Origin of the sequence: Sulfurimonas sp. HSL-1716 (genome assembly GCF_039645975.1) — a bacterium.
In the GTDB taxonomy this organism is placed as follows: Bacteria; Campylobacterota; Campylobacteria; order Campylobacterales; family Sulfurimonadaceae; genus Hydrocurvibacter; species Hydrocurvibacter sulfurireducens.
Genome location: NZ_CP147918.1, coordinates 2203072 through 2225424, shown reverse-complemented (window position 1 = coordinate 2225424; position 22353 = coordinate 2203072). Strand labels below are relative to the sequence as shown.

Below are 22353 nucleotides of genomic sequence, written 5' to 3'. Positions count from 1 at the left end.
AACAGAGTTAATTTTATACAATTTGTACAAATTCAAAAATTTCTATAAGATTCTTCCAAAAACCTCTTGACAATGGATAGATTTTTCCCTATAATTCCCGTCCACAAACGAAGAGACCTAAAGTTTAGGGATTTAAAGAGAGATAAGAATTTCACGTTTGAGATCATTGAAAACTAAGCAAGTAGACGACGGGGACGGCTAACGAGAGTTAGGGTTGTCGGAAGTTTACTTAAAGATAACTATAACATAACCGTCTATTTAATACTATTTATTAAATGGATACTTTTTAAAAAATAAAGCCAATGATTTTTATCTTGGGCTTTGGTTCAAATAATTCAATTATGGAGAGTTTGATCCTGGCTCAGAGTGAACGCTGGCGGCGTGCTTAACACATGCAAGTCGAACGATGAATAAGAGCTTGCTCTTAGGATTAGTGGCGCACGGGTGAGTAATATATAGTTAATGTGCCCCAAAGACCGGGATAGCCACTGGAAACGGTGATTAATACTGGATACACCTTTTAAGCAGAAGCTTAAACGGGAAATGTTTTTTCGCTTTGGGATCAGACTATATCCTATCAGCTAGTTGGTGAGGTAAGGGCTCACCAAGGCAATGACGGGTAGCGGGTTTGAGAGGATGATCCGCCACACTGGTACTGAGACACGGACCAGACTCCTACGGGAGGCAGCAGTGAGGAATATTGCACAATGGGGGGAACCCTGATGCAGCAACGCCGCGTGGAGGATGACGCATTTCGGTGTGTAAACTCCTTTTATGAGTCAAGATAATGACGGTAGCTCATGAATAAGCACCGGCTAACTCCGTGCCAGCAGCCGCGGTAATACGGAGGGTGCAAGCGTTACTCGGAATCACTGGGCGTAAAGGACGCGTAGGCGGGTTGTCAAGTCAGGTGTGAAATCCTACAGCTTAACTGTAGAACTGCACTTGAAACTGGGAGCCTAGAGTATGGGAGGGGGAGATGGAATTAGTGGTGTAGGGGTAAAATCCGTAGATATCACTAGGAATACCGAAAGCGAAGGCGATCTCCTGGAACATAACTGACGCTAAGGCGTGAAAGCGTGGGGAGCAAACAGGATTAGATACCCTGGTAGTCCACGCCCTAAACGATGTTCACTAGTCGTCGGGATGCTTGTCATCTCGGTGATGCACCAAACGGATTAAGTGAACCGCCTGGGGAGTACGGTCGCAAGATTAAAACTCAAAGGAATAGACGGGGACCCGCACAAGTGGTGGAGCATGTGGTTTAATTCGAAGATACGCGAAGAACCTTACCTGGCCTTGACATTGATAGAATACTGTAGAGATACGGTAGTGCCTTTCGGGGAACTTGAAAACAGGTGCTGCACGGCTGTCGTCAGCTCGTGTCGTGAGATGTTGGGTTAAGTCCCGCAACGAGCGCAACCCTCGTCGTTAGTTGCTAACAGTTTGGCTGAGCACTCTAACGAGACTGCCTTCGTAAGGAGGAGGAAGGTGAGGACGACGTCAAGTCATCATGGCCCTTACGGCCAGGGCTACACACGTGCTACAATGGGGCGTACAGAGAGTTGCGATACCGCGAGGTGGAGCCAATCTCTTAAAGCGTCTCTCAGTTCGGATTGTTCTCTGCAACTCGAGAGCATGAAGCTGGAATCACTAGTAATCGTAGATCAGCATTGCTACGGTGAATACGTTCCCGGGTCTTGTACTCACCGCCCGTCACACCATGGGAGTTGATTTCACCCGAAATCGGGAAGCTAACCTTCGGGGGGCTACCGCTTACGGTGGAATTAGCGACTGGGGTGAAGTCGTAACAAGGTAACCGTAGGAGAACCTGCGGTTGGATCACCTCCTTTCTAGAGTAAAGAGATATCATTCGTTTGATATGCTCAATATAAAGAAAATCTCACACGAGAAAAAAATGTTAGTTGTTCAGTTGTCTGCTTGCTTAGTCCTGAGTGATCAGGCTGTATTATGATTACTTGATGGGGAATTAGCTCAGCTGGGAGAGCGACTGCCTTGCACGCAGTAGGTCAGCGGTTCGATCCCGCTATTCTCCACCATCTTTTCATTATAAAGTTTAACACCAGACCTACAGAGGTAGGTTTAGTGTTAGACTTTAAAAGTCTAAGAAGAGTTCATTAAATTAATATTGTCAAAGTCAACTAAAGTAAAGAATAAACAAGGTTTATTTTTGAAATAACAACTACAACAGATCGCTGTCTTATGTTAAGTAAGGCAGTGAGCGCAAATTAGAATAGTACGCCAAAGGAAGTAATTCCTTAGGCTGCGCTAACGCTAAGTTCTCTTCGACAGAGAGTCCAATCGCACTAGTGCGATGAGCTTACTGCTGAAGTAAACCCAGTGTTAACGTAGGTATTCGGACTTTGTTCGGATAACGTATCATATAAAAAAAAGATATTAAGGGCCATAGGTGGATGCCTTGGCTGGTAGAGGCGATGAAAGACGTACTAGGCTGCGAAAAGCCTCGGGGAGCTGCCAAGAAGCTTTGATCCGGGGATTTCTGAATGGGGCAACCCGGCATGGCGCGAGTCATGTCACCCTACGGGGGGCGAACGAAGGGAAGTGAAACATCTCAGTACCTTCAGGAAGAGAAATCAAACGAGATTCCCAAAGTAGCGGCGAGCGAAATGGGATTAGGACAAACCTGGTGCTTGCACTAGGGGTTGCGGACTGCATACGGTATTTGAGTCGATAGATGAGCCATTTGGAAAGATGGGCCATAGAGGGTGATAGCCCCATAATCGAAATCGACGATAAGCCAGCAGGATCCAGAGTAGGTCGGGACACGTGTTATCTTGACTGAAGCCGGGGGGACCACCCTCCAATCCTAAATACTACTACCAGACCGATAGTGAACCAGTACCGTGAGGGAAAGGTGAAAAGAACTGCGGTGAGCAGAGTGAAATAGAACCTGAAACCTATGGCTTACAATCATTCGGAGCACTATTATATATAAGTGTGACGGACTGCCTTTTGCATAATGAGCCTGCGAGTTGTGGTATCTGGCGAGGTTAAGCGAACGCGAAGCCGTAGCGAAAGCGAGTCTTAATAGGGCGACATAGTCAGATGCTGCAGACCCGAAACTGAGTGATCTATCCATGAGCAGGTTGAAGCTGGTGTAAGAGCCAGTGGAGGACCGAACCCATTGACGTTGAAAAGTCTCGGGATGACTTGTGGATAGGGGTGAAAGGCCAATCAAACTCAGTGATAGCTGGTTCTCTCCGAAATATATTTAGGTATAGCCTCGAGCATTAGCATACAGGGGTAGAGCACTGACAGGGCTAGGGCTGCCTACCGCGGTACCAAACCCTATCAAACTCCGAATACTGTATGTGCAACCTCGGGAGTCAGGCGGTGGGTGATAAAATCAATCGTCAAGAGGGGAACAACCCAGACTAGCAGCTAAGGTCCCAAAGTTACATCTGAGTGGAAAAGGATGTGGAGTTGCTGTGACAACCAGGAGGTTGGCTTAGAAGCAGCCATCCTTTAAAGAAAGCGTAACAGCTCACTGGTCTAGCGATTCTGCGCCGAAAATATAACGGGGCTAAGATGTACACCGAAGCTCTAGATTCATAGTTTACTATGAGTGGTAGGAGAGCGTTCCAAACAGCGTAGAAGCCATACCGGCAAGGAGTGGTGGAGCGTTTGGAAGTGAGCATGCAGGCATGAGTAGCGATAAAAGGGATGAGAATTCCCTTCGCCGTAAACCCAAGGTTTCCTACGCGATGCTCGTCATCGTAGGGTTAGTCGGGACCTAAGTCGAGTCCGAAAGGGGTAGACGATGGCAAATCGGTTAATATTCCGATACCGACGGTTGTTCATTTGAGTGATGGGGGGACGCATAGAGTTAAACGAGGTCACTGATGGAATAGTGGCTCGAAGGGTGTAGGATGATAAGCAGGCAAATCCGCTTATCGCGAATCCGAGACCTGACAGGCAATCCAATCTCTTCGGAGAGCGGGTTGAATCGTTGATACTGTCGTGCCGAGAAAAGCCTCTAAGCGAGAACAGCCGTTGCCCGTACCGTAAACCGACACAGGTGGGTGAGATGAGTATTCTAAGGCGCGTGGAAGAACCCTGGTTAAGGAACTCTGCAAACTAGCACCGTATCTTCGGTATAAGGTGTGCCTTAATCGTTAGGAGATTTACTCTCCAAAGCGATCAAAGGCCGCAGCAAAGTGTCCCTCCCGACTGTTTACCAAAAACACAGCACTCTGCTAACTCGTAAGAGGATGTATAGGGTGTGACGCCTGCCCGGTGCTTGAATGTTAAAAGGATTTGTTAGCTCTGCGAAGCATTGAATTGAAGCACAAGTAAACGGCGGCCGTAACTATAACGGTCCTAAGGTAGCGAAATTCCTTGTCGGTTAAATACCGACCTGCATGAATGGCGTAACGAGATGGGAGCTGTCTCAACCAGGGATCCAGTGAAATTGTAGTGGAGGTGAAAATTCCTCCTACCCGCGGAAAGACGGAAAGACCCCGTGCACCTTTACTATAGCTTGACATTGCTATTGGGATATCCATGTGCAGGATAGGTGGGAGCCGTTGATGTAGAAACGCCAGTTTTTACGGAGGCATCCTTGAGATACCACCCTTGGATATTCTGATAGCTAACTTGGTACGATTATCTCGTGCGAGGACAATGTCTGGTGGGTAGTTTGACTGGGGCGGTCGCCTCCTAAAAAGTAACGGAGGCTTACAAAGTTCGGCTCAGAAGGGTTGGAAATCCTTCGTAGAGTATAATGGCATAAGCCGGACTGACTGTGAGACAAACACGTCGAGCAGAGTCGAAAGACGGTCATAGTGATCCGGTGGTTCTGAGTGGAAGGGCCATCGCTCAAAGGATAAAAGGTACGCCGGGGATAACAGGCTGATCTCCCCCAAGAGCTCACATCGACGGGGAGGTTTGGCACCTCGATGTCGGCTCATCGCATCCTGGGGCTGGAGCAGGTCCCAAGGGTATGGCTGTTCGCCATTTAAAGCGGTACGCGAGCTGGGTTCAGAACGTCGTGAGACAGTTCGGTCCCTATCTTCCGTGGGCGTAGGAAAGTTGAGGAGAGCTGACCCTAGTACGAGAGGACCGGGTTGGACGTGCCACTGGTGCACCAGTTGTTCTGCCAAGAGCATCGCTGGGTAGCTACGCACGGATGTGATAACCGCTGAAAGCATCTAAGCGGGAAGCCAACTCCAAGATGAACTTTCCCTGAAGTACGCTTGAAGACTACAAGCTTGATAGGCTGGATGTGTACGCAGAGTAATCTGTTTAGCTGACCAGTACTAATAGTACGTTCGTCTTTTTTTTAGCTCACTGCCTTACTTAGTATAAGCAAAGTGGTCTGTTGTTGTAAATGTTGACTTTGATAATAAACTCCTCAAGTCCAAGCAGTTGGATATAAGCGCATCCCGGTGCTTTTATATCCGATTGTCTAGGTGGCTACAGAGAGAGGGAAACGCCTGGCCCCATTCCGAACCCAGAAGCTAAGCCTCCCATCGCTGATAATACTGCACCTTTCAGGTGTGGAAACGTAGGTCGCCGCCTAGTTATCGGATTTACCCTTCCTTTCAAATTATTTTTTTCCTTTGGCTCTTTATATTTATCGAAAAAACTTTTACAACCCACAATTCTATTTTTTTATAAATATTTCTTATTGTTTTAATTTAATTAACTCTGGTTTTGATACAATATCGTTATATAAACATATGGAATAATGATGAAAGAATACATAAAAGATCAAATAAAATCCTCATACGAAACAAAACAAAAAATATATGAGAACGACATGCTTATCGATATAATAGAAAAAGTTGCCGCAAAGTGTGTTGATGTGTACAAAAAAGGTAAAAAGACCATAATAGCCGGAAACGGAGGAAGTGCAGCTGATGCACAGCATATCGCTGCCGAACTCGTAGGGCGTTACGGATTTGATCGTCCTTCGCTGCCTTCTCTGGCTTTGACTACGGATACTTCAAATCTTACGGCGATAGGAAATGATTACGGATACGACAAGGTATTTTCTCGTCAGCTAGAGGGGATGGGACAAGAGGGTGATATTTTTATTGGTATCTCCACATCGGGCAATTCTGCCAATATTATCAATGCATTTAACAGTGCAAAAGCAAAAGGGATAACAACCGTAGCCCTAGCGGGTCGTGACGGAGGTAAAATGGCACAAATGGCCGATATGGCTATCGTCGTTCCTTCAAACGATACGCCGCGCATACAAGAATCGCATATATTGATTGGTCATATCATATGCGATATAATCGAAAAAGAGATATTTGCGGAGGGTGTTAAGTAATATATGGCAAAAAAAGCACTTTTCCTTGACCGTGACGGAGTTATAAACAAAGAGATCAACTATCTGTATAAGATCGAAGATTTCGAGTTTATTGACGGGATCTTTGAACTTTGCCGCTTTTACCAAAAAAAAGGATATCTTCTTATCGTGGTCACGAATCAATCGGGGATCGCAAGAGGATATTATACGAGCGAACAGTTTGATACCCTTACGTCATGGATGATAGAAGAGTTTGCAAAAAACGGCATAAAGATCGACAAAGTCTACTATTGCCCGCATCATCCGGATATCAGCGGTAAATGTGAATGCAGAAAACCGGATATCGGCATGTTCACCGAAGCCGAAAAAGAGTTTGATATCGATTTGAAAAACTCTATAATGGTCGGAGATAATGAAAGAGATATCGAGGCCGCTTTAAAAGCCGGTATATCCGATACGTATCTTTTTGATCAACACAATGAGGCTGCCGATTCAAAAGCCCTGAAAACAATTTATAAATTGGATGAGATATACAGATGAAGATACTAAATACAGGCGGAACTTTTAACAAACGCTATAATCCGTTAAACGGTCAAATGCAAGTGGCGTTTGATAACAAAGCTATCGAGAAGATGATGGAGGGCTTTATCGATCCCGTAGAGATGGCCGGTGTGATCTATAAAGACAGTCTAGAGTTTACTTCAGACGACAGAAAAATGTTGGCAAATGTAATCTATGCCGATGAAGAAGATGTTTTCATTATAGTTCATGGAACCGATACAATGGACGTCACGGCAGGTTTTTTAGATGCGATATTTGATGACAGAATCATTATCCTCACGGGTGCAATGACCCCTTTTGAAATAGATAACACCGAAGCCAGTGTCAATTTTGGAATGGCCCTCGGATATGCAAAATCTTGTAAACAATACGGTGTTTACATATGTATGAACGGTGAAATACTGCCATATGATAAACTAGTTAAGAATAAATCTCTCGGAAAGTTTGAAATTGTCTGATAAAGTAGGCTGTACCCACTGCCATCTCGAATTCAATAAAAGTGTAATGATCGTTGACGGCGAACACTACTTTTGCTGTAAGGGGTGTCAGGGAGTCTATCATCTACTAAAAGATCAGGGGTTGGATAATTTTTACGACAAAGTCGGTGATACAGCATTGACGCCGCCGACACAACAGTATGAAGATTCCGCAAATTTTGATTCTCCCGCATTTTACGATAAATTTGTAACTGTAAACAGCGATGGTTTTAGCGAAGTCTCTTTGATCATAGAGGGGATACATTGTGCCGCTTGTGTCTGGCTGAATGAGAAAGCTCTTCACAAGATGGAGGGTGTGATAAGTGCTGATATCAACTATACCAATAACAAAGCCAAAATAGTCTGGGCTGACGATGTACTAAAACTTTCTTCCATCATAGATATGATACGGGCCATCGGCTACAACGCCTTTCCGTATGATGCTTCATTACAAGAGGTGCGTGCTAACAAAGAGAGAAAAGAGTATTATCTGCGTATGGCGGTAGCCATATTTTCCACTATGAACGTCATGTGGATAGCAGTTGCCCAATATGCGGGATATTTCACGGGCATTACTCAAGATGTAAAAACGATCTTGAATATCGCAGAAGGTGTTCTTGCCACTCCGGTACTGTTTTACAGCGGATGGATATTCTTTAGGGGTGCATATTACGGTATGAAGACCAAAGTCGTAAACATGGATATCTTGGTCGCGACCGGTGCGACGTTGACCTATCTGTATTCCATCTATATCACGATGTTCGAACTCGGCGAAGCGTATTTTGATTCGGTGACGATGATCATCACTTTTGTCTTAATAGGAAAGTTTTTAGAGATACTTAGCAAAAAAAGTGTTGCAGATACCCTGGATATTATGAGCAACCATATACCAAGCAGCATAAAAGTGGTAGAAGAGGGCAAGATCGTATCGAAGAACATCAACAACGTGAAAGTTTTTGATATCATAGCCGTGAGCTCTGGCGAGAGAGTAGCGTTAGACGGTGAAGTCGTAAGCGGAGAAGGTAGTTTTGACGAATCGAACCTGACGGGGGAGAGTGAACCGATCTACAAGCAAAACGGTGATAAGATCATAAGCGGTACCATTAGTATAGATGCGGATATCAAATATAAAGCGACGAAAGATTTTGCGCATTCTACATTATCCAACCTCGTCTCGCTGCTTGAAGGAGCGATGAGCAACAAACCTCGAATTCAACAGCTGGCAAATACGTTGTCAGAATATTTTTCAGGTGCTATTTTACTTTTTGCTTTTGTTACGTTCATCGTTTGGCGGCTTTGGCCGCACAGTTTTGAGACCTCTTTTATGGTCGGTATCTCCGTTATCGTTATAGCATGTCCTTGTGCCTTGGCTCTTGCGACTCCCGTTGCGACACTGGTGGGGCTGGGGATTGCATCAAAACGCGGAATACTTTTTAAGCAGGCTGCACAGCTAGAAACCATGGCAAAAGCAAATACATTGGTTTTGGATAAAACGGGAACGATTACACAAGGAAAACCCAAAGTCGTCAAAGAACATATTTACGGTGAGTTTGACAAATCTTTTCTTTATTCTCTGGTTCAGAGTTCTAAGCATCCCATAGCTAGAGGTGTCGGTGAGTTTATATATGAAAAAGATCTTGAGCATTTTGAGCTAAACGCCGTAAAACAGATACCTGCACTCGGCATAAGTGCCGAATATAAGGGTGAAAAGCTGATCGGCGGTAACATAAAGCTGATGCAAAACGAAGGCCTTCTTTCCCATGATATTTCGTATGGGGGAGAAAAGGGAGAGTACAGTGAGTTTTATTTTGCATATGAAGGGACTGTTGTCGCAAAATACGAGCTCTTTGACACTCCGAGAGAGGATTCAAAAGAGAGCATAAAAGCGATCAAGGCTCAGGGAATAGAAGTGATCATGTTAACGGGCGATCATAAGAAAAGTGCAATGAAAGTTGCACAAGATGTCGGTATAGATATAGTAGAATCCGAATTGACTCCGGAGGATAAATCATCATATATCGAAGCATTGCATAAAGAGGGCAAAGTGGTGGTCATGGCAGGAGACGGAGTAAACGATATATTGGCTTTGGCAAGTTCTGATATCGGTATAGCTATGGGTAACGGCAGTGATATTGCCATAGATGTAAGCGACGTCGTGCTGCTTCATGATTCTTTGAGAAACCTGAGCGATGCATTTAGGATATCCAAAAGAACATATTCAATGATAAAACAGAATCTAATGATCTCTCTTTTATATAACGCTATAACCATCCCGCTTGCGATGGCCGGATATATAATCCCTTTGATAGCCGCGATATCTATGTCTTTTAGTTCGCTGCTGGTCGTCGGAAACTCTATGAGAATACGTTTCGGATTTAAAGATAAACTAAAAGGATAAGGCATGGATTCTTGGGTAATAGCTATGATGCTCGGTGTTTCGATATTTCTTGGTTCAATTGCACTCGCTGCATTTTTGTGGGGAATAAAAAGCGGACAGTTCGATGATGAAGAAAAGTTTTTAAATGCCGTAAAATTTGACGGCGAAGAGGAACTAAACGATGCTGCTCTGCAGCAGAAAAAGCGTGATAAATTAAAAAAGAAACACTACACGCCAGAGTGATATAGCTACTTTAAAGTAGCTATATATTCAGAAACGGCCGCAATCTGCGCATCTGTCATCGTGGCGACTTTTGGAGTCATGATCTTGCCGAGTCCGGTCGTATTTCTAGTACCTGCTTTATATGCATTTAATGCTTCGATGGTTTTTGCTTTATCCCATCCTTTTATCGGCAGCGCTTTATTAAGTGCCGCGGTTTCGCCGTTTTTTCCATGACAGCTTTGACAGTTTTGTGCATATAAAGACGCTCCGTCCTCTGCAAGCAGAGAGATCGTCATAGCTAAAAGTAAGAAGACAGTTTTTTTCATGTGACACTCCTAATCTTTTTTAACGATTATAATCAGTTCTTGATAAAAAGTAAAGAGAGTGGAGTTTAATGGAGAAGATTTCTATCTAAGAAGATCTTAGATAGAAAGAGTAAAATTATTTACCTACAGTTTTTGAGAACGCTTCTAATTCTGCATCAGTGTAAGATTTAACTTGACCAGCCATTACACCTTTTGCCGGGCTGTGACCGAAACCTGCAGTATCTCTATAACCTTTTAATGAAGCAGCGATTTCAGCGTGAGTCATGTCTTTAACGATTTTAGATTGACCAAGAGCTTTTTTCTCGAAGTCTTTACCATGACAACCAGCACATTTATTAGCTTGTACAGCAGCAGCCATTAGACTTGAAGTAACAGCTAAAGCAGCTACAGAAGCGATAACGATTTTTTTCATATTCTTTTCTCCAAAGATAAAATTTTCGAGGCTATTATAATATTTTAACTCTTAAATGAGTGTTAATAAGGGATTTGGTATCATTTGGCTTAAATTAATTATAAAGAGTGTGAAGATGCGATACATAGATGACGAACTAAAAGATAAAACCATTTTAATCACCGGCGGAGCCGGGTTTATCGGCTCTAATTTAGCATTTTATTTTCAAAATAACCACCCCGATGCAAAGGTCGTCGTCGTGGACAGTTTTAGAAGCGGAGAGACCCTTTCAAACGGAAACCTGAAAAGTTTCGGGCATTTTAAAAATCTGATAGGGTTTACGGGCGAGATAATCAGCGGAGATATCAACGACCAGAAACTTTTAGAGGATCTGAAAAAAAACTACAAGTTCGATTATATATTTCATGAAGCTGCCATATCGGATACGACCGCATTGGAACAGGACCTCATGATAAAGACAAACGTAAACGCTTACAAAGATCTGCTCGATCTGGCAGTTTTTCATAATGCAAATATGATCTATGCGTCTTCCGCTGCGACTTACGGCGATGCACTTTCTCCTCAACGAGTAGGACGCGAAGCTCCCCAAAACGTTTACGGATTTTCTAAGCTCAGTATGGATTATCTGAGTCGTGAATATATGAAAAAAACAGATATTTCGATCGTTGGGCTCAGATATTTTAACGTTTACGGTCCCAGAGAGTATTTTAAAAATACGACGGCTTCCATGGTTTTGCAGTTCGGTCATCAGATACTTGCCGGGAAAAATCCGCGTTTGTTTGAGGGAAGCGACAAGATCCTTCGCGACTTTATCTATATCGAAGATGTGATCCAAGCGAACATAAAAGCGATGAAACCCCGTGCAAGCGGAATATATAATGTCGGTACGGGAAAAGCAAGAAGCTTTCAGTCCATCGTCGATATCCTGCAGCGTGAAATGGGAACTGCGCTGGAGTGTGAATATATTCCAAATCCGTTTGTCGGGCGTTACCAGTTTCACACGGAGGCGGATATCGCGGAGACAAAAGAGGGGCTCGGGTATGAACCGGCATATGAGCTTGAAGACGGGATAAAGGCATATATCTCCGAGATCGAGCGTTTATATCAAACGGAAGTGAAAAAATAGATGGAAATCTTAAAAAAAGCAAAACCGAACATTTTGGTTATCGGTGATCTGATGCTTGATCACTACCTGTGGGGGAGTTGTGAACGCATCTCTCCCGAAGCGCCTGTGCAAGTCGTCGATATTGCAAAAGAGACGACCGTTTTAGGCGGTGCAGGAAATGTTGTCAATAACCTTGTTACACTTGGAGCTAACGTAAGTGTTAGCAGTGTTATCGGTGACGATTCCAATGGAAAAGAGCTTACCGCAATGCTTTTAGGTATAGGAGTGAAGACAGACGGTCTTGTTTTACAAACAGGAAGAAAAACGAGTAGGAAGAGTCGTGTTATAGCGGTATCGCAGCAGATCCTTCGTTACGACAAAGAGAGTAAAGACGCTATAGATGAAATCTCGACAACTACAATGCTTGCTTCTTTGAAGAAGAGTATTTCGTCGTATGACGCGATAATACTTTCGGATTACGGTAAAGGCGTTTTGACTCCGTCTCTTTGTCAGGGTGTCATAAAAATGGCAAAAGAGATCGGCAAAATGGTACTTGTCGATCCTAAGGGAAGCGATTACTCGAAATATAAAGGCGCTCATCTTCTGACCCCGAACAAAAAAGAGGCTTCTCTTGCGACCAAGATAGATATAAACAGCGACGAATCCTTAAAAAAAGCACTGTTGAAACTCAAAATCGAGTGTGAGCTCGATATCTCTATGATCACGCTTAGCGAAGACGGTATCGCCATATTCGAAGAGAAGGTCAGAAGATTTCCTACCGTCGCAAAAGAGGTCTATGACGTCACCGGTGCGGGAGATACCGTTATCGCTTCGATCGCGTACTCGTTAAGCGCGGGTAAGAATATAGCCGAGAGCTGTAAGTTCGCCAATCTCGCCGCAGGTGTCGTTGTCGGCAAGATCGGTTCGGCTACGGTTTCACTCGATGAGATAGAGGAGTACGAAGCGACGCTGCACAAAAGCAGTTCGGACACGCACATCAAGAGTTTTGAAGAGATAGACAAGATAGTTTCCCGTTATAAACAAAACGGCAAAAAAGTCGTTTTTACAAATGGCTGTTTCGATATCTTGCATGTAGGACATGTCAAGTATCTTGAGATCGCCAAAAGCTTTGGGGACATACTCATAGTCGGACTTAATTCGGATGAATCGGTCAGACGCTTAAAAGGAGAGAGCCGCCCCGTAAACACCGCAGAGGACAGAGCTTATATTTTGGCTGCTTTGGAGGCTGTAGATTATGTTGTTTTGTTTGCGGAAGATACCCCTTTTGAACTTATAAAGATGATAGCACCCGATGTCTTGGTGAAGGGCGGAGATTACGAAGGAAAAGAGGTGGTTGGAACCGAATTTGCTGGTGAACTAAGACTAGTCGATTTTGTCGACGGCAAAAGTACGACGAAGACAATTCAAAAAATACAAGGCAAATTATGTTAAAAAAACTTGGATTACTCAGCGTGAGTGTGGCGGCAGCGTTTGCTATGCATGGCGTTGATATCAATATAAACGATAAAGATTTAGAGCTTGGCGGTCGTTTGGACATGGGCCAGTTTAACGACACTGTAGAACCAAATACGGTCTTTTTGGGTGTAAGATATCTAAAAGGAAATGAAGACCACAGCGACTTTTCCAGCAATGACAACGCTTATTACGAGATAAGCTTTTTGATGCAAAAAGAGGTTTCAAACAACGGTTTGTCCATGGGCCTTGGAGTAAAGGCGAACTATACGAAAGCAAGAATAAACGGAAGCAATCGTGACTTTACATCGGTTCCTCTGGGAGTCGAAGCAGAATACAAACTTCCTGTAAAGGATGTCGTGCCTCTTTATCTGGACGGCGCTCTTTATTACGCTCCGGAAGTCTTATGTATGAACGATGCGGAAAAGTTTTTCGAGTACCGTGTCAACTTTGACGCCGAGGTCATACAAAACGGCCGTATCACTCTTGGGTACAGATCGTTAGATACAAATTATGATGTCGCAGGATCGACGGTAAACAAGAACTATAACCATTCCGTATATTTAGGCTTCAAGTTTCAATTCTGATCTTTTTTAAATCATCCCTCTTTTAAAAAGAGGGGTAATACCTCCTGTTTTAACGTCTCCATTTTAAAGATAATAAACGATTTTAATAGTATAATGACTTTCAGTTCATTCTAGGAGCATATCGTGAATGATGAAAACAATCATATCAACGAGACTATGCCGTGGCGGCATCCTAAATCTACAAAAGAGGATCCTCAAGCCGAGGAATTGGTCAAAAACCTCATAGGAAGCGACAGTTATAAGATCGCTTTGGAAGATATCGAGTTTATGAACTCCTATGAGGCAAGAGGCATACGCCTTGAGCTTGATTATCTAAAAGCAGAACTGGTCATGAACAGGCTTGGCATAGAGCACACAATAGCTGTCTTTGGAAGTGCAAGAACCATAGAATACAAAACCGCGAAGAAAAAGTTGAACCTGATACAAAAAGAACTCGATAAAAACCCTTCGAACCAAGAGATGCGTTCAAAGATGAATACGGCTCAAAGAATGCTTGAAAAAAGCGTGTACTACGACGATGCCAGAAGATTCGGTTCACTTGTGGGCAGCAGCGGCAAAGGTGCGGACGACTGCCGGGTGACGATCATTACCGGCGGCGGACCGGGCATCATGGAAGCGGCGAACCGCGGTGCGTTCGATGTCGGTGCAAAATCGATAGGGCTGAATATAAATCTTCCTCATGAACAATTTCCAAATCCCTATATAACTCCCGAACTCTGTTTTCAGTTTCACTATTTCGCCATCAGAAAACTTCACTTTTTAAACCGTGCGAAAGCTCTTGTGGTATATCCGGGGGGATTTGGAACCTTCGATGAGCTTTTTGAGATATTGACGCTTGTTCAGACACAGAAATCCGCAGCGATCCCGATCGTTCTGGTCTCGAAATATTTTTGGAACAGAGCCGTCAATCTGGAGTTTTTGCGTGAAGAGGGAGTGATCTCCTACAGCGATATAGAGATCTTTCACATCGTGGACAACGCCGATGAAGCGTGGAAGTTTATAACCCAGTGGTACGAGAAAAAAGGGGAACCGTTATTTAATCATAAAAAGGAGTAGGTTATGTCTTTTAAATATGTCAAGTTTTTCAAAGAGTTGGGTATCGAGGACGTGGCGTCGGTGGGCGGCAAAAACGCTTCGCTTGGAGAGATGTATCGAAATCTGACGGCCGAGGGAGTGAGAATACCAAACGGATTTGCCGTGACCGCCGAAGCATATAACTATATATTCGAATATAACGATATCGGCAAAGATCTTCATGAACAGCTTGATAATATAGACCCGGATGATGTAGACGAGCTGCAAAAACGGGGTAAAAGATGCAGGGATCTGGTTTTCGGCTGTACGCTTCCCGAAGACCTTAAATCTGAAATCTTACAGGGATACAAGCTGCTTAAAGAGGAGTACGGCGAGCATATCTCGCTTGCCGTACGCTCTTCAGCGACCGCGGAAGATTCCCCCGAAGCTTCCTTTGCCGGTCAGAACGACACCTATCTCAACATCTCCAATGACGACGAACTTTTAGACGCGTACAAACGCTGCCTCTCCTCCAATTTTACAGACCGTTCCATCCATTACAAGTTCGATAACGGGTTTGATTATCTGAAAGTTTATCTCAGCGTGACTGTTATGAAGATGATACGCAGCGACAAAGCTGCCAGCGGAGTCATGTTTAGTATCGACACGGAAAGCGGGTTTAGCGATGTCGTTTTTATAAACGGAGCCTACGGTCTGGGTGAAAATGTCGTTCAGGGTACGATCGATCCGGACAGTTTTTATGTCCACAAACCGACATTCAATGCAGGGTATCGAACGGTCTTAAACAGAAGAATCGGCAGGAAACAGCTCAAAATGGTCTTTAACGATGAGATAAACATGGATAATATCGCCGTTGAATATACCAAAAACATCGCAGTCGGCAAAGAGGAAAGAGAACGCTTTTGTATCAGCGACGACGATGTTATGATCTTGGCGGATTATGCGATAAAGATAGAGGATCATTACTCGAAAAAAGCCTCATACACAAAACCTATGGATATGGAGTGGGCAAAAGACGGGGATGACGGAGAGATATATATAGTCCAGGCGCGTCCCGAAACGGTGGAATCCAGAAATAAAAACCTCTTTTATGAGACATATACTTTGAAAAACAGATCGAAGGTCTTGGTGGAAGGCAGAGCGGTCGGAAGAAAGCTGGCTGCGGGAAGAGTTCATAAAATAGAGAGTGCTGCCAAGCTTAACGAATTCAAAGCGGGAGAGATACTTGTCGCCGATACCACGACACCGGATTGGGAGCCTATCATGAAGATAGCTTCTGCCATAATCACGAACAAAGGAGGCAGAACCTGCCATGCTGCGATAATCTCCCGTGAACTCGGTATTCCCGCAATCGTAGGTGCAGATAACGCAACAGAGGTGCTAAATAACGGCGATGAGGTTACGGTAAGCTGTGCGGAAGGTGAGAACGGTTATGTTTATGAGGGAGCTTTGGAGTATGAAATCCACAGAACGGATCTAAGCACTTTGGCAAAGACAAAGACGAAGATCATGATGAATCTGGGCAATCCGGACCTTGCATTTTCGCTTTCATCCCTTCCCGTTGACGGCATAGGTCTTGCTCGTATGGAGTTCATAATCAACGAGTATATAAAAGTCCATCCAATGGCGCTTGTGCATCCCCAAAAACTTGACGATACGACAAAGCAGAAGATCGCAGATCTTGTTGGCGGAGAAACGGATTATAAAGAATATTTTATACGCAGACTCAGCGAAGGCGTCGCGACGATAGCGTCATCCGTCTATCCAAAACCCTGCGTCGTGCGAATGAGCGACTTTAAAAGTAACGAATACGCGGCACTGCTTGGCGGAGAGATTTTTGAACCCTCCGAAGCGAATCCTATGATAGGTTTCCGCGGTGCTTCGCGTTATGCGCATCCCGCCTATGAAGAGGGTTTTGGTTTAGAGTGCGAGGCTATGAAGAGAGTACGCGACGTGATGGGATTTACCAACGTCATTTTGATGATACCGTTTTGCAGACGGGTCAAAGAGGGCAAAGCCGTGTTAGACACCATGTCCAAATACGGTTTGGTGCGCGGTGAAAACGGCCTTGAAGTCTATGTGATGTGCGAGATCCCAAATAACGTCATACTCATAGACGAGTTTAGCAAGATATTCGACGGCTTCAGCATAGGCAGCAACGATCTGACTCAGCTCACGTTGGGAGTCGACAGAGATTCGGAGATAGTTGCATTTGATTATGAAGAGAGAGACGAGGGCGTCAAGAAGATGATAGCCATGGCGGTAAAAGGAGCAAAAAGAAACGGGCGTCACAGCGGTATCTGCGGACAGGCGCCTTCAGATTATCCGGAGATGGCCGAATTTTTGGTAAGTCTGGGAATAGACTCTATGAGCCTGAACCCAGATAGTGTCATAAAAACGATTCAAAATATAGTAGAGTTAGAAAAAGAGCGAAAGGATTAATATGGCGACAGTTACATCATACGGAGCCGCGGAAGTAGTTACCGGCTCATGTCATCTGCTTAGTATAGAAGGCGGTCCCAATATTCTTATTGACTGCGGTATGTATCAGGGGCGTGAAGAGGATAAAAACAGAGAGTCGTTCGGATTTGAGCCGAACAGTATCGATTATCTGCTCATCACTCATGCCCATCTTGATCATGTCGGACGGATACCCAAACTTGTAAAAGAGGGATTTGAAAGAAATATCGTCGCAACCATGCCGACGCGTGATCTTGCGGAAGTCATTCTGCTTGACAGCGCGAAGATCATGTTCCAAGATTATCAGACACAGCTGAAAAAAGCCATGCGTCGAGGAAAAGAGGATACCGTCACAGAGCCGCTTTATATAGAAGATGACGTCAAAACCGCTTTTGAACTTCCATGGAGATATGTGGAATATGACGTAGAGACGCCACTGTGCGAAGGTGTGAAAGTTATTTATAGAGACGCGGGACATATCCTTGGCTCATCCTTTATCGAAGTAAGATATATGGAGCATGAGGTCGAGTATTCGATAGTTTTTTCCGGAGATATCGGCAACGATAACAACATGGTTATGAAAAACCTGCAAAAATGTCCGCGTGCAGACTATTTGTACGTGGAATCCACATACGGTGACAGGGATCATAAAAGTGTAGAAGAGAGTATAACCGAGTTTAAAAAAGTGATCATTACTACTCTACAGGACTGGGGGAATGTCATTATTCCCTCTTTCGCCGTTGAGCGAACACAGGAGATACTTTGTCTTTTGCGTGAAATGTATGATAAAAAAGAACTTCCGGAGTGTAAAGTGTTTGTGGACTCTCCTATGGCTACGCGGGCAACGGACGTGTATAGAAAATATGTGGAACGGCTCAGTTCGAAATGTCAAAAGAACAAAGAAGCAAACGGAAGCGTTTTTGATTTTGAACTTTTGCAATACACCTCCGATGCCGAGTCTTCAAGAGCGATCAACGAGATAGAGCGCCGCGCGATCATCATAGCCGGAAGCGGTATGTGTACGGGAGGGAGAATACTGCATCATTTCAAACACAGATTGTGGAATCCTAAAAATTCTATTATTTTTGTAGGGTACCAGGGTGTCGGGACTCTCGGGCGCCACATTGTCGACGGCGCAAGGTGGGTGAAGATATACGGCGAAGATATCCTTATTCGGGCAAATATTCATACGATAAACGGATTTTCTGCACATATAGATCAAAGTGGACTGCTGAGCTGGATATCAAAGATAGATGATCTAAAAGTCATATATCTCATCCACGGCGAAGAGGATAAACAGGTGATACTCAGAAGCGTATTGGAAAATGCTCTGGAGAAAAAAGTACATATCGTCAAACCCGATGAGGTCATATATTTATAATTTGAACGCTATTTGGGCAAAAAGCCCAAATAGCTACGCTAGTCGCTGGCAGATTTAAATATGCAGGCTTTTGACGGCGTCGATTACTTCATCTGCCGTGATCTCTTTCATACAGTTGTGATGCCCCAGCGGGCATTCTCGTTTCATACATGGAGAACAATCCATCTCGTGGCGGACGATCCTGCTTTTTTCGTTCTTCCATTGTGAGGTTTCTTTATATCGTGTCGGTCCGAAAACAGCGACGGTCGGTACTTGATAGGAGCACGCCACATGCATGGGACCGCTGTCGTTCGTGACAAACAGCGAGCATCCTCCTATATAGGCACAAAGCTCTTGTATGGATGTTTTTCCCGCAAGATTCGTGTAGTTTTTTATGCCAAGCCTTTTTAGTTCCTTTTCGATATCTTTAGCCATCTCGACTTCGTTTGGTCCGCCGAAGATTACGATGTCGAATCTGTCGCTAAAATGAGCCGCAACCTGTGCAAAACGTTCGGGATACCATCTTTTGGCGCTTCCGTAAGTGGCGCCCGCATTTATGCCTAAAGTTTCTTTGTCAAAACGGTGTTTTTGGATGTAAAGTTTAAGAGGCTGCGCATCCGCCGGTTTTTCATCTGCGTTGCAAGCGGCGATCTGAAGGTATTGCAGGACCAAATGCTGATCTGTCGAGATATTCGGCGTATGTGTAAGCAGCAGCCGTGAATGCCAAGAGGACCGGGCACAGCATATAGGTGCGCCTGTCCATCTTAAAAGCAGCGATGCATGGAGCTGGTTTCTAAAACTTACCGCCAAGTCGAATCGGCCGAGCTTCTTTGCGAATCTGTACGTGTTTAGAAATCTGCTGCCCTTTTCTTTTGTTTTATCGATATAAAATTTTTCGCATCGTGGATGATGTTTTAACGCCTCGATAGAAACAAAACTTCCGACAAAAGTGAATTTTGCTTCGGGATGACGTGCCGCGAGATATTCGATAGCGGGTGTTGCCATAAGTGCATCGCCGAGCCAGTTGGGAAGAACAACGAGGATCTTCATTTTGCCCACTTGTTTTTCTGTAGTAATCCTGCTTCAGCTGTATCTACGGCAAAAAGAAGTTTTTTCATATCTGCCGTTTGGTTTGCATCACCTGAAGTTTCTACCACGTGTTTGAAGTTGTACTTGATGTAGCCCTCGTTCGTTTTGATGCCGATAAGATTACCTGCAAAAAAGTAAGCGAATCTTTTACTAACGTTTTTGTCGAACAACGAACTGCCCATAGTCGTAATATCCGCTTTCCAGCCGAGCATATCTACAATAGTTGGGAAAATATCGTTATGACATCCCAGTGTTTTGATAACACGCGGTTTGAATATTTTTGGTGCATAGATGATAAGAGGAATTCTAAAATGCTCTATACTCGGTAGAGGCTTATCATTTGGACGATATTGTCTGGCAATAGGATTAAGTGCATCACCGCTTCCATGGTCGGAAGTAAATATGAAAATAGTTTTGTCAAACCACGGCTCTTTTTTTACACCTTCTATAAAACGTCTTATAGCATCGTCGGTATAGATATGGGCGTTTAGAAATCCGTTATAATTTTTAAGATCATGCGGATAACGCTCGAACTTTTTGCTTGGGAGGTGATAGTCTGAGTGAGTCGTGTCCGTAAATGCAAAACCTAAGAAAGGCTCTTTCATCTCATTGAGCTTTTTATGATAAAAAGCGAACATATTGTAATCGTATGTTCCGGTTTCCGGTGCTCTCCCGGGATCTACCTGCTCGACATTAGGCATATCCTGTGCGCCGTAGTACTGATCAAATCCCGCCAAGTGGCTGACCGCATCTACTCTGTAAGAGCGGCGGTTCGCTGCTTGCATAGCAATAGTGTGATACCCGTTTTCTTTGGCTACTTTTCCAAGATAACTGAGGTTTGAGAGCTCAAGACCGTGTCCAAGATACGGAAAACCAAGTGGAATCGTTACCCCTGAAAACATAGAAGTGATACCGAAAATAGAACGGAATCCATTGGAATAAAAATTTGTAAATTTGAGCCCCTCTTCACTCAGCTTTTTAAAGTAAGGAGTGATACCCAGTTCTTTGTAATGGGTAAAACCGTCAAGATGTTCTGCTCCGAAAGATTCTAACAAAACGATAACGACGTTATATTGCGGCTTGTCTTTTTTAGCGTAATGGCGCTCTAGAGGATACTCAGGATAGATATATGGTGTGTTTGCAGAAGCGAGTGCACTACGAGTTATTTTTACCGCTTCGTTCAGGTGCATAAGATTGTGTTTAGCGGGAGAATCTTCAGAACGGTACATCGTGAAAAAGCCGTTTAATGCCAAGTTCCCGCTACTTACTTTATTGACGGCATATGCGTCGCTTATACCGAAGCTTTTTCCTGCAAAATTGTTTCTGATTCCTATGAAAAACAGTAATACCACGGCGAAGAATACAACAAAGAATTTTTTACCCCGTATAAATGTTTGCACTTCAGCTTTAAAAAGTTTGTATACACCAAATAAAAATAGAACGGACAGAACTATGGCCACCAATGTATAATGCAGCATAGAACCAAAAGCCATACCGAAAATAATGTCGGTGTCGTTACCGAGATTAAATATCTCGTTTGACATATGTCGATGGATGTAATAGTAGTACAAAACGTCACTAAACGTTAGAATGAAGATAGTGTTTAAAACAACACCCCATAAAAGTCCTATAGCGAGTCTTATAACTTTTTTTTGTATAAAGAGCAGCAAAAGGACAAAGATAGACGAAAAAGTAAAAAGGGTGATCATATCTACACGAAAACCCATGAAAAGGGATTTGAAAAACTCGACGGTCGTTAAATCAGCAAAGTCTTCGGGATAAAAACCGTAAAGGCTCAAGCGAATCGCCATCATAACGATAAAACTAAAGAGAAGCAGATAAATCAGAGGCAAGAGCTGATTACGAAGTTTCATATGTTTTGTCCTTGAAAATAAAATGGTGCAGCATTAAAGAGACGATAAAGACGATAAAAAATGAGACGACCGTATCACTAAGGTAGTGCCCTCCAGCAGCGATTCTAATATAGCTGATAGCGATTCCGTAGGCAGATGCCAAGGTAATCCAAAATGCTTTTTTTCTTTTTGCAAGCAATGCTAAAGAGAGCAAAAAGAATGCTCCTGCAGCATGTCCGCAGCTAAAGGAGTACCCTCCCTGGTCGCTTATGACAAAAGCAGGAGTAAACTCTAGTTTTCCTCCAAACTCTACGGTCTGTGCAGGACGTGCACGTCCCCAATGCTCTTTAAAAATATCGTTTACGATGATACCCGGACCGATCGCCAAAACCAAAAGAGCATAGAGTACCACTTTTGCATTTACATGTAAAAGGTTTTTTTTGCTTGCAAGGTTATAAAACCAAATAAGAATAGGAAGTGCTGCTGCGATGGCAACAACAGGTTTTACCGAATCGTAAAGCAGCTTTTCATACCAAGTGCCGTTTGTGCTAAAACCCTCTTTTGCGTAATAGAACAAAGAAGAGATATAGAGGTCTATTTGCGGAAAGAGGACAAAAAGAAGAGAGGAAGTAATAAAAAGTATCCAAACAATGTTGAATACTCCCAAACTCTTTTTTGTAAAAAAGTTTTGCTGCATTTACGTAAAAAACCTTTGA

16 protein-coding genes, 1 tRNA gene and 3 rRNA genes are annotated in these 22353 nt (G+C 43.8%); 15 read left to right on the top strand and 5 right to left on the bottom strand.

What is annotated here, in order from left to right:
• Positions 1-338 precede the first annotated feature (338 nt).
• The 9 genes from WCY03_RS11315 to ccoS all read left to right on the top strand — a co-directional run bounded on the left by WCY03_RS11315 (position 339) and on the right by ccoS (position 9958).
• Positions 339-1853 (top strand): 16S ribosomal RNA (locus WCY03_RS11315).
• Between the two features lie 131 nt (positions 1854-1984).
• Positions 1985-2060: transfer RNA gene (locus WCY03_RS11310), tRNA-Ala, on the top strand.
• Between the two features lie 348 nt (positions 2061-2408).
• Positions 2409-5325: ribosomal RNA gene (locus tag WCY03_RS11305) — 23S ribosomal RNA — on the top strand.
• Between the two features lie 124 nt (positions 5326-5449).
• Positions 5450-5565 (top strand): 5S ribosomal RNA (gene rrf / locus WCY03_RS11300).
• Together the 16S, 23S and 5S rRNA genes with 1 tRNA gene alongside form the textbook arrangement of a ribosomal RNA operon.
• Positions 5566-5734: 169 nt before the next feature.
• Positions 5735-6322, top strand: a complete 588-nt coding sequence (gmhA, locus tag WCY03_RS11295; protein WP_345992927.1) for a D-sedoheptulose 7-phosphate isomerase — start codon at positions 5735-5737, stop codon at positions 6320-6322.
• A gap of 3 nt (positions 6323-6325) precedes the next feature.
• Positions 6326-6841, top strand: a complete 516-nt coding sequence (gene gmhB / locus WCY03_RS11290; RefSeq protein WP_345992926.1) for a D-glycero-beta-D-manno-heptose 1,7-bisphosphate 7-phosphatase — start codon at positions 6326-6328, stop codon at positions 6839-6841.
• Positions 6838-7320: an asparaginase domain-containing protein gene (locus tag WCY03_RS11285; protein ID WP_345992925.1), complete on the top strand. Its 483-nt coding sequence runs from the start codon at positions 6838-6840 to the stop codon at positions 7318-7320. The genes gmhB and WCY03_RS11285 overlap by 4 nt, the downstream gene beginning before the upstream one ends.
• Positions 7313-9736, top strand: a complete 2424-nt coding sequence (locus WCY03_RS11280; protein ID WP_345992924.1) for a heavy metal translocating P-type ATPase — start codon at positions 7313-7315, stop codon at positions 9734-9736. Before WCY03_RS11285 ends, WCY03_RS11280 begins: the two co-directional genes overlap by 8 nt.
• 3 nt (positions 9737-9739) lie before the next feature.
• The gene (gene ccoS, locus WCY03_RS11275) at positions 9740-9958 is read left to right on the top strand and encodes a cbb3-type cytochrome oxidase assembly protein CcoS (protein ID WP_345992923.1); all 219 of its coding nucleotides are present in this window, start codon (positions 9740-9742) and stop codon (positions 9956-9958) included.
• 5 nt (positions 9959-9963) lie between these two features.
• Here ccoS and WCY03_RS11270 read toward each other — a convergent pair whose 3' ends face one another.
• Both WCY03_RS11270 and WCY03_RS11265 read right to left on the bottom strand, forming a co-directional pair.
• Entirely contained in the window at positions 9964-10263 is a 300-nt protein-coding gene (locus WCY03_RS11270) for a c-type cytochrome (protein WP_345992922.1), read from the bottom strand.
• Positions 10264-10378: 115 nt separating this feature from the next.
• A complete protein-coding gene (locus WCY03_RS11265; RefSeq protein ID WP_345992921.1) occupies positions 10379-10675 on the bottom strand; it encodes a c-type cytochrome in 297 nt (98 codons plus the stop codon).
• 115 nt (positions 10676-10790) lie between these two features.
• Here WCY03_RS11265 and rfaD point away from each other — a divergent pair, with 115 nt between their 5' ends.
• From rfaD to WCY03_RS11235, 6 genes are all read left to right on the top strand, one after another.
• Entirely contained in the window at positions 10791-11801 is a 1011-nt protein-coding gene (gene rfaD, locus WCY03_RS11260; RefSeq protein ID WP_345992920.1) for an ADP-glyceromanno-heptose 6-epimerase, read from the top strand.
• Positions 11802-13232, top strand: coding sequence for a D-glycero-beta-D-manno-heptose-7-phosphate kinase (gene rfaE1 / locus WCY03_RS11255; protein ID WP_345992919.1), 1431 nt, complete (start codon positions 11802-11804; stop codon positions 13230-13232).
• On the top strand, positions 13226-13840 hold the full coding sequence (locus tag WCY03_RS11250) for a hypothetical protein (protein ID WP_345992918.1): 615 nt from the start codon (positions 13226-13228) through the stop codon (positions 13838-13840). The genes rfaE1 and WCY03_RS11250 overlap by 7 nt, the downstream gene beginning before the upstream one ends.
• Before the next feature lie 123 nt (positions 13841-13963).
• On the top strand, positions 13964-14896 hold the full coding sequence (locus WCY03_RS11245) for a TIGR00730 family Rossman fold protein (protein ID WP_345992917.1): 933 nt from the start codon (positions 13964-13966) through the stop codon (positions 14894-14896).
• A 3-nt stretch (positions 14897-14899) separates the two neighbouring features.
• A complete protein-coding gene (gene ppsA, locus WCY03_RS11240; protein WP_345992916.1) occupies positions 14900-17317 on the top strand; it encodes a phosphoenolpyruvate synthase in 2418 nt (805 codons plus the stop codon).
• A gap of 1 nt (position 17318) precedes the next feature.
• On the top strand, positions 17319-18716 hold the full coding sequence (locus tag WCY03_RS11235; RefSeq protein ID WP_345992915.1) for an MBL fold metallo-hydrolase: 1398 nt from the start codon (positions 17319-17321) through the stop codon (positions 18714-18716).
• Positions 18717-18770: 54 nt separating this feature from the next.
• On the opposite strand, the gene waaF is transcribed toward WCY03_RS11235, so the two are convergent.
• From waaF to WCY03_RS11220, 3 genes are read right to left on the bottom strand one after another with little or no spacing between them, the layout of a single operon-like run.
• Positions 18771-19745, bottom strand: coding sequence for a lipopolysaccharide heptosyltransferase II (waaF, locus tag WCY03_RS11230; RefSeq protein ID WP_345992914.1), 975 nt, complete (start codon positions 19743-19745; stop codon positions 18771-18773).
• On the bottom strand, positions 19742-21658 hold the full coding sequence (locus WCY03_RS11225) for an LTA synthase family protein (RefSeq protein WP_345992913.1): 1917 nt from the start codon (positions 21656-21658) through the stop codon (positions 19742-19744). Before WCY03_RS11225 ends, waaF begins: the two co-directional genes overlap by 4 nt.
• Positions 21645-22334 carry a phosphatase PAP2 family protein gene (locus WCY03_RS11220; protein WP_345992912.1) on the bottom strand — a complete coding sequence of 230 codons (690 nt, stop codon included), beginning with the start codon at positions 22332-22334 and terminating at the stop codon, positions 21645-21647. The genes WCY03_RS11225 and WCY03_RS11220 overlap by 14 nt, the downstream gene beginning before the upstream one ends.
• Positions 22335-22353 lie beyond the last annotated feature (19 nt).

Bases quoted from the DNA above. Each gene is read 5' to 3' on its own strand.
- WCY03_RS11220 (WP_345992912.1), bottom strand. From the start codon at position 22,334: ATGCAGCAAAACTTTTTTACAAAAAAGAGTTTGGGAGTATTCAACATT.
- ppsA (WP_345992916.1), top strand. From the start codon at position 14,900: ATGTCTTTTAAATATGTCAAGTTTTTCAAAGAGTTGGGTATCGAGGAC.
- waaF (WP_345992914.1), bottom strand. From the start codon at position 19,745: ATGAAGATCCTCGTTGTTCTTCCCAACTGGCTCGGCGATGCACTTATG.
- WCY03_RS11235 (WP_345992915.1), top strand. From the start codon at position 17,319: ATGGCGACAGTTACATCATACGGAGCCGCGGAAGTAGTTACCGGCTCA.
- gmhB (WP_345992926.1), top strand. From the start codon at position 6,326: ATGGCAAAAAAAGCACTTTTCCTTGACCGTGACGGAGTTATAAACAAA.
- rfaD (WP_345992920.1), top strand. From the start codon at position 10,791: ATGCGATACATAGATGACGAACTAAAAGATAAAACCATTTTAATCACC.
- WCY03_RS11225 (WP_345992913.1), bottom strand. From the start codon at position 21,658: ATGAAACTTCGTAATCAGCTCTTGCCTCTGATTTATCTGCTTCTCTTT.
- WCY03_RS11270 (WP_345992922.1), bottom strand. From the start codon at position 10,263: ATGAAAAAAACTGTCTTCTTACTTTTAGCTATGACGATCTCTCTGCTT.
- gmhA (WP_345992927.1), top strand. From the start codon at position 5,735: ATGAAAGAATACATAAAAGATCAAATAAAATCCTCATACGAAACAAAA.
- WCY03_RS11265 (WP_345992921.1), bottom strand. From the start codon at position 10,675: ATGAAAAAAATCGTTATCGCTTCTGTAGCTGCTTTAGCTGTTACTTCA.
- rfaE1 (WP_345992919.1), top strand. From the start codon at position 11,802: ATGGAAATCTTAAAAAAAGCAAAACCGAACATTTTGGTTATCGGTGAT.
- WCY03_RS11285 (WP_345992925.1), top strand. From the start codon at position 6,838: ATGAAGATACTAAATACAGGCGGAACTTTTAACAAACGCTATAATCCG.
- WCY03_RS11250 (WP_345992918.1), top strand. From the start codon at position 13,226: ATGTTAAAAAAACTTGGATTACTCAGCGTGAGTGTGGCGGCAGCGTTT.
- ccoS (WP_345992923.1), top strand. From the start codon at position 9,740: ATGGATTCTTGGGTAATAGCTATGATGCTCGGTGTTTCGATATTTCTT.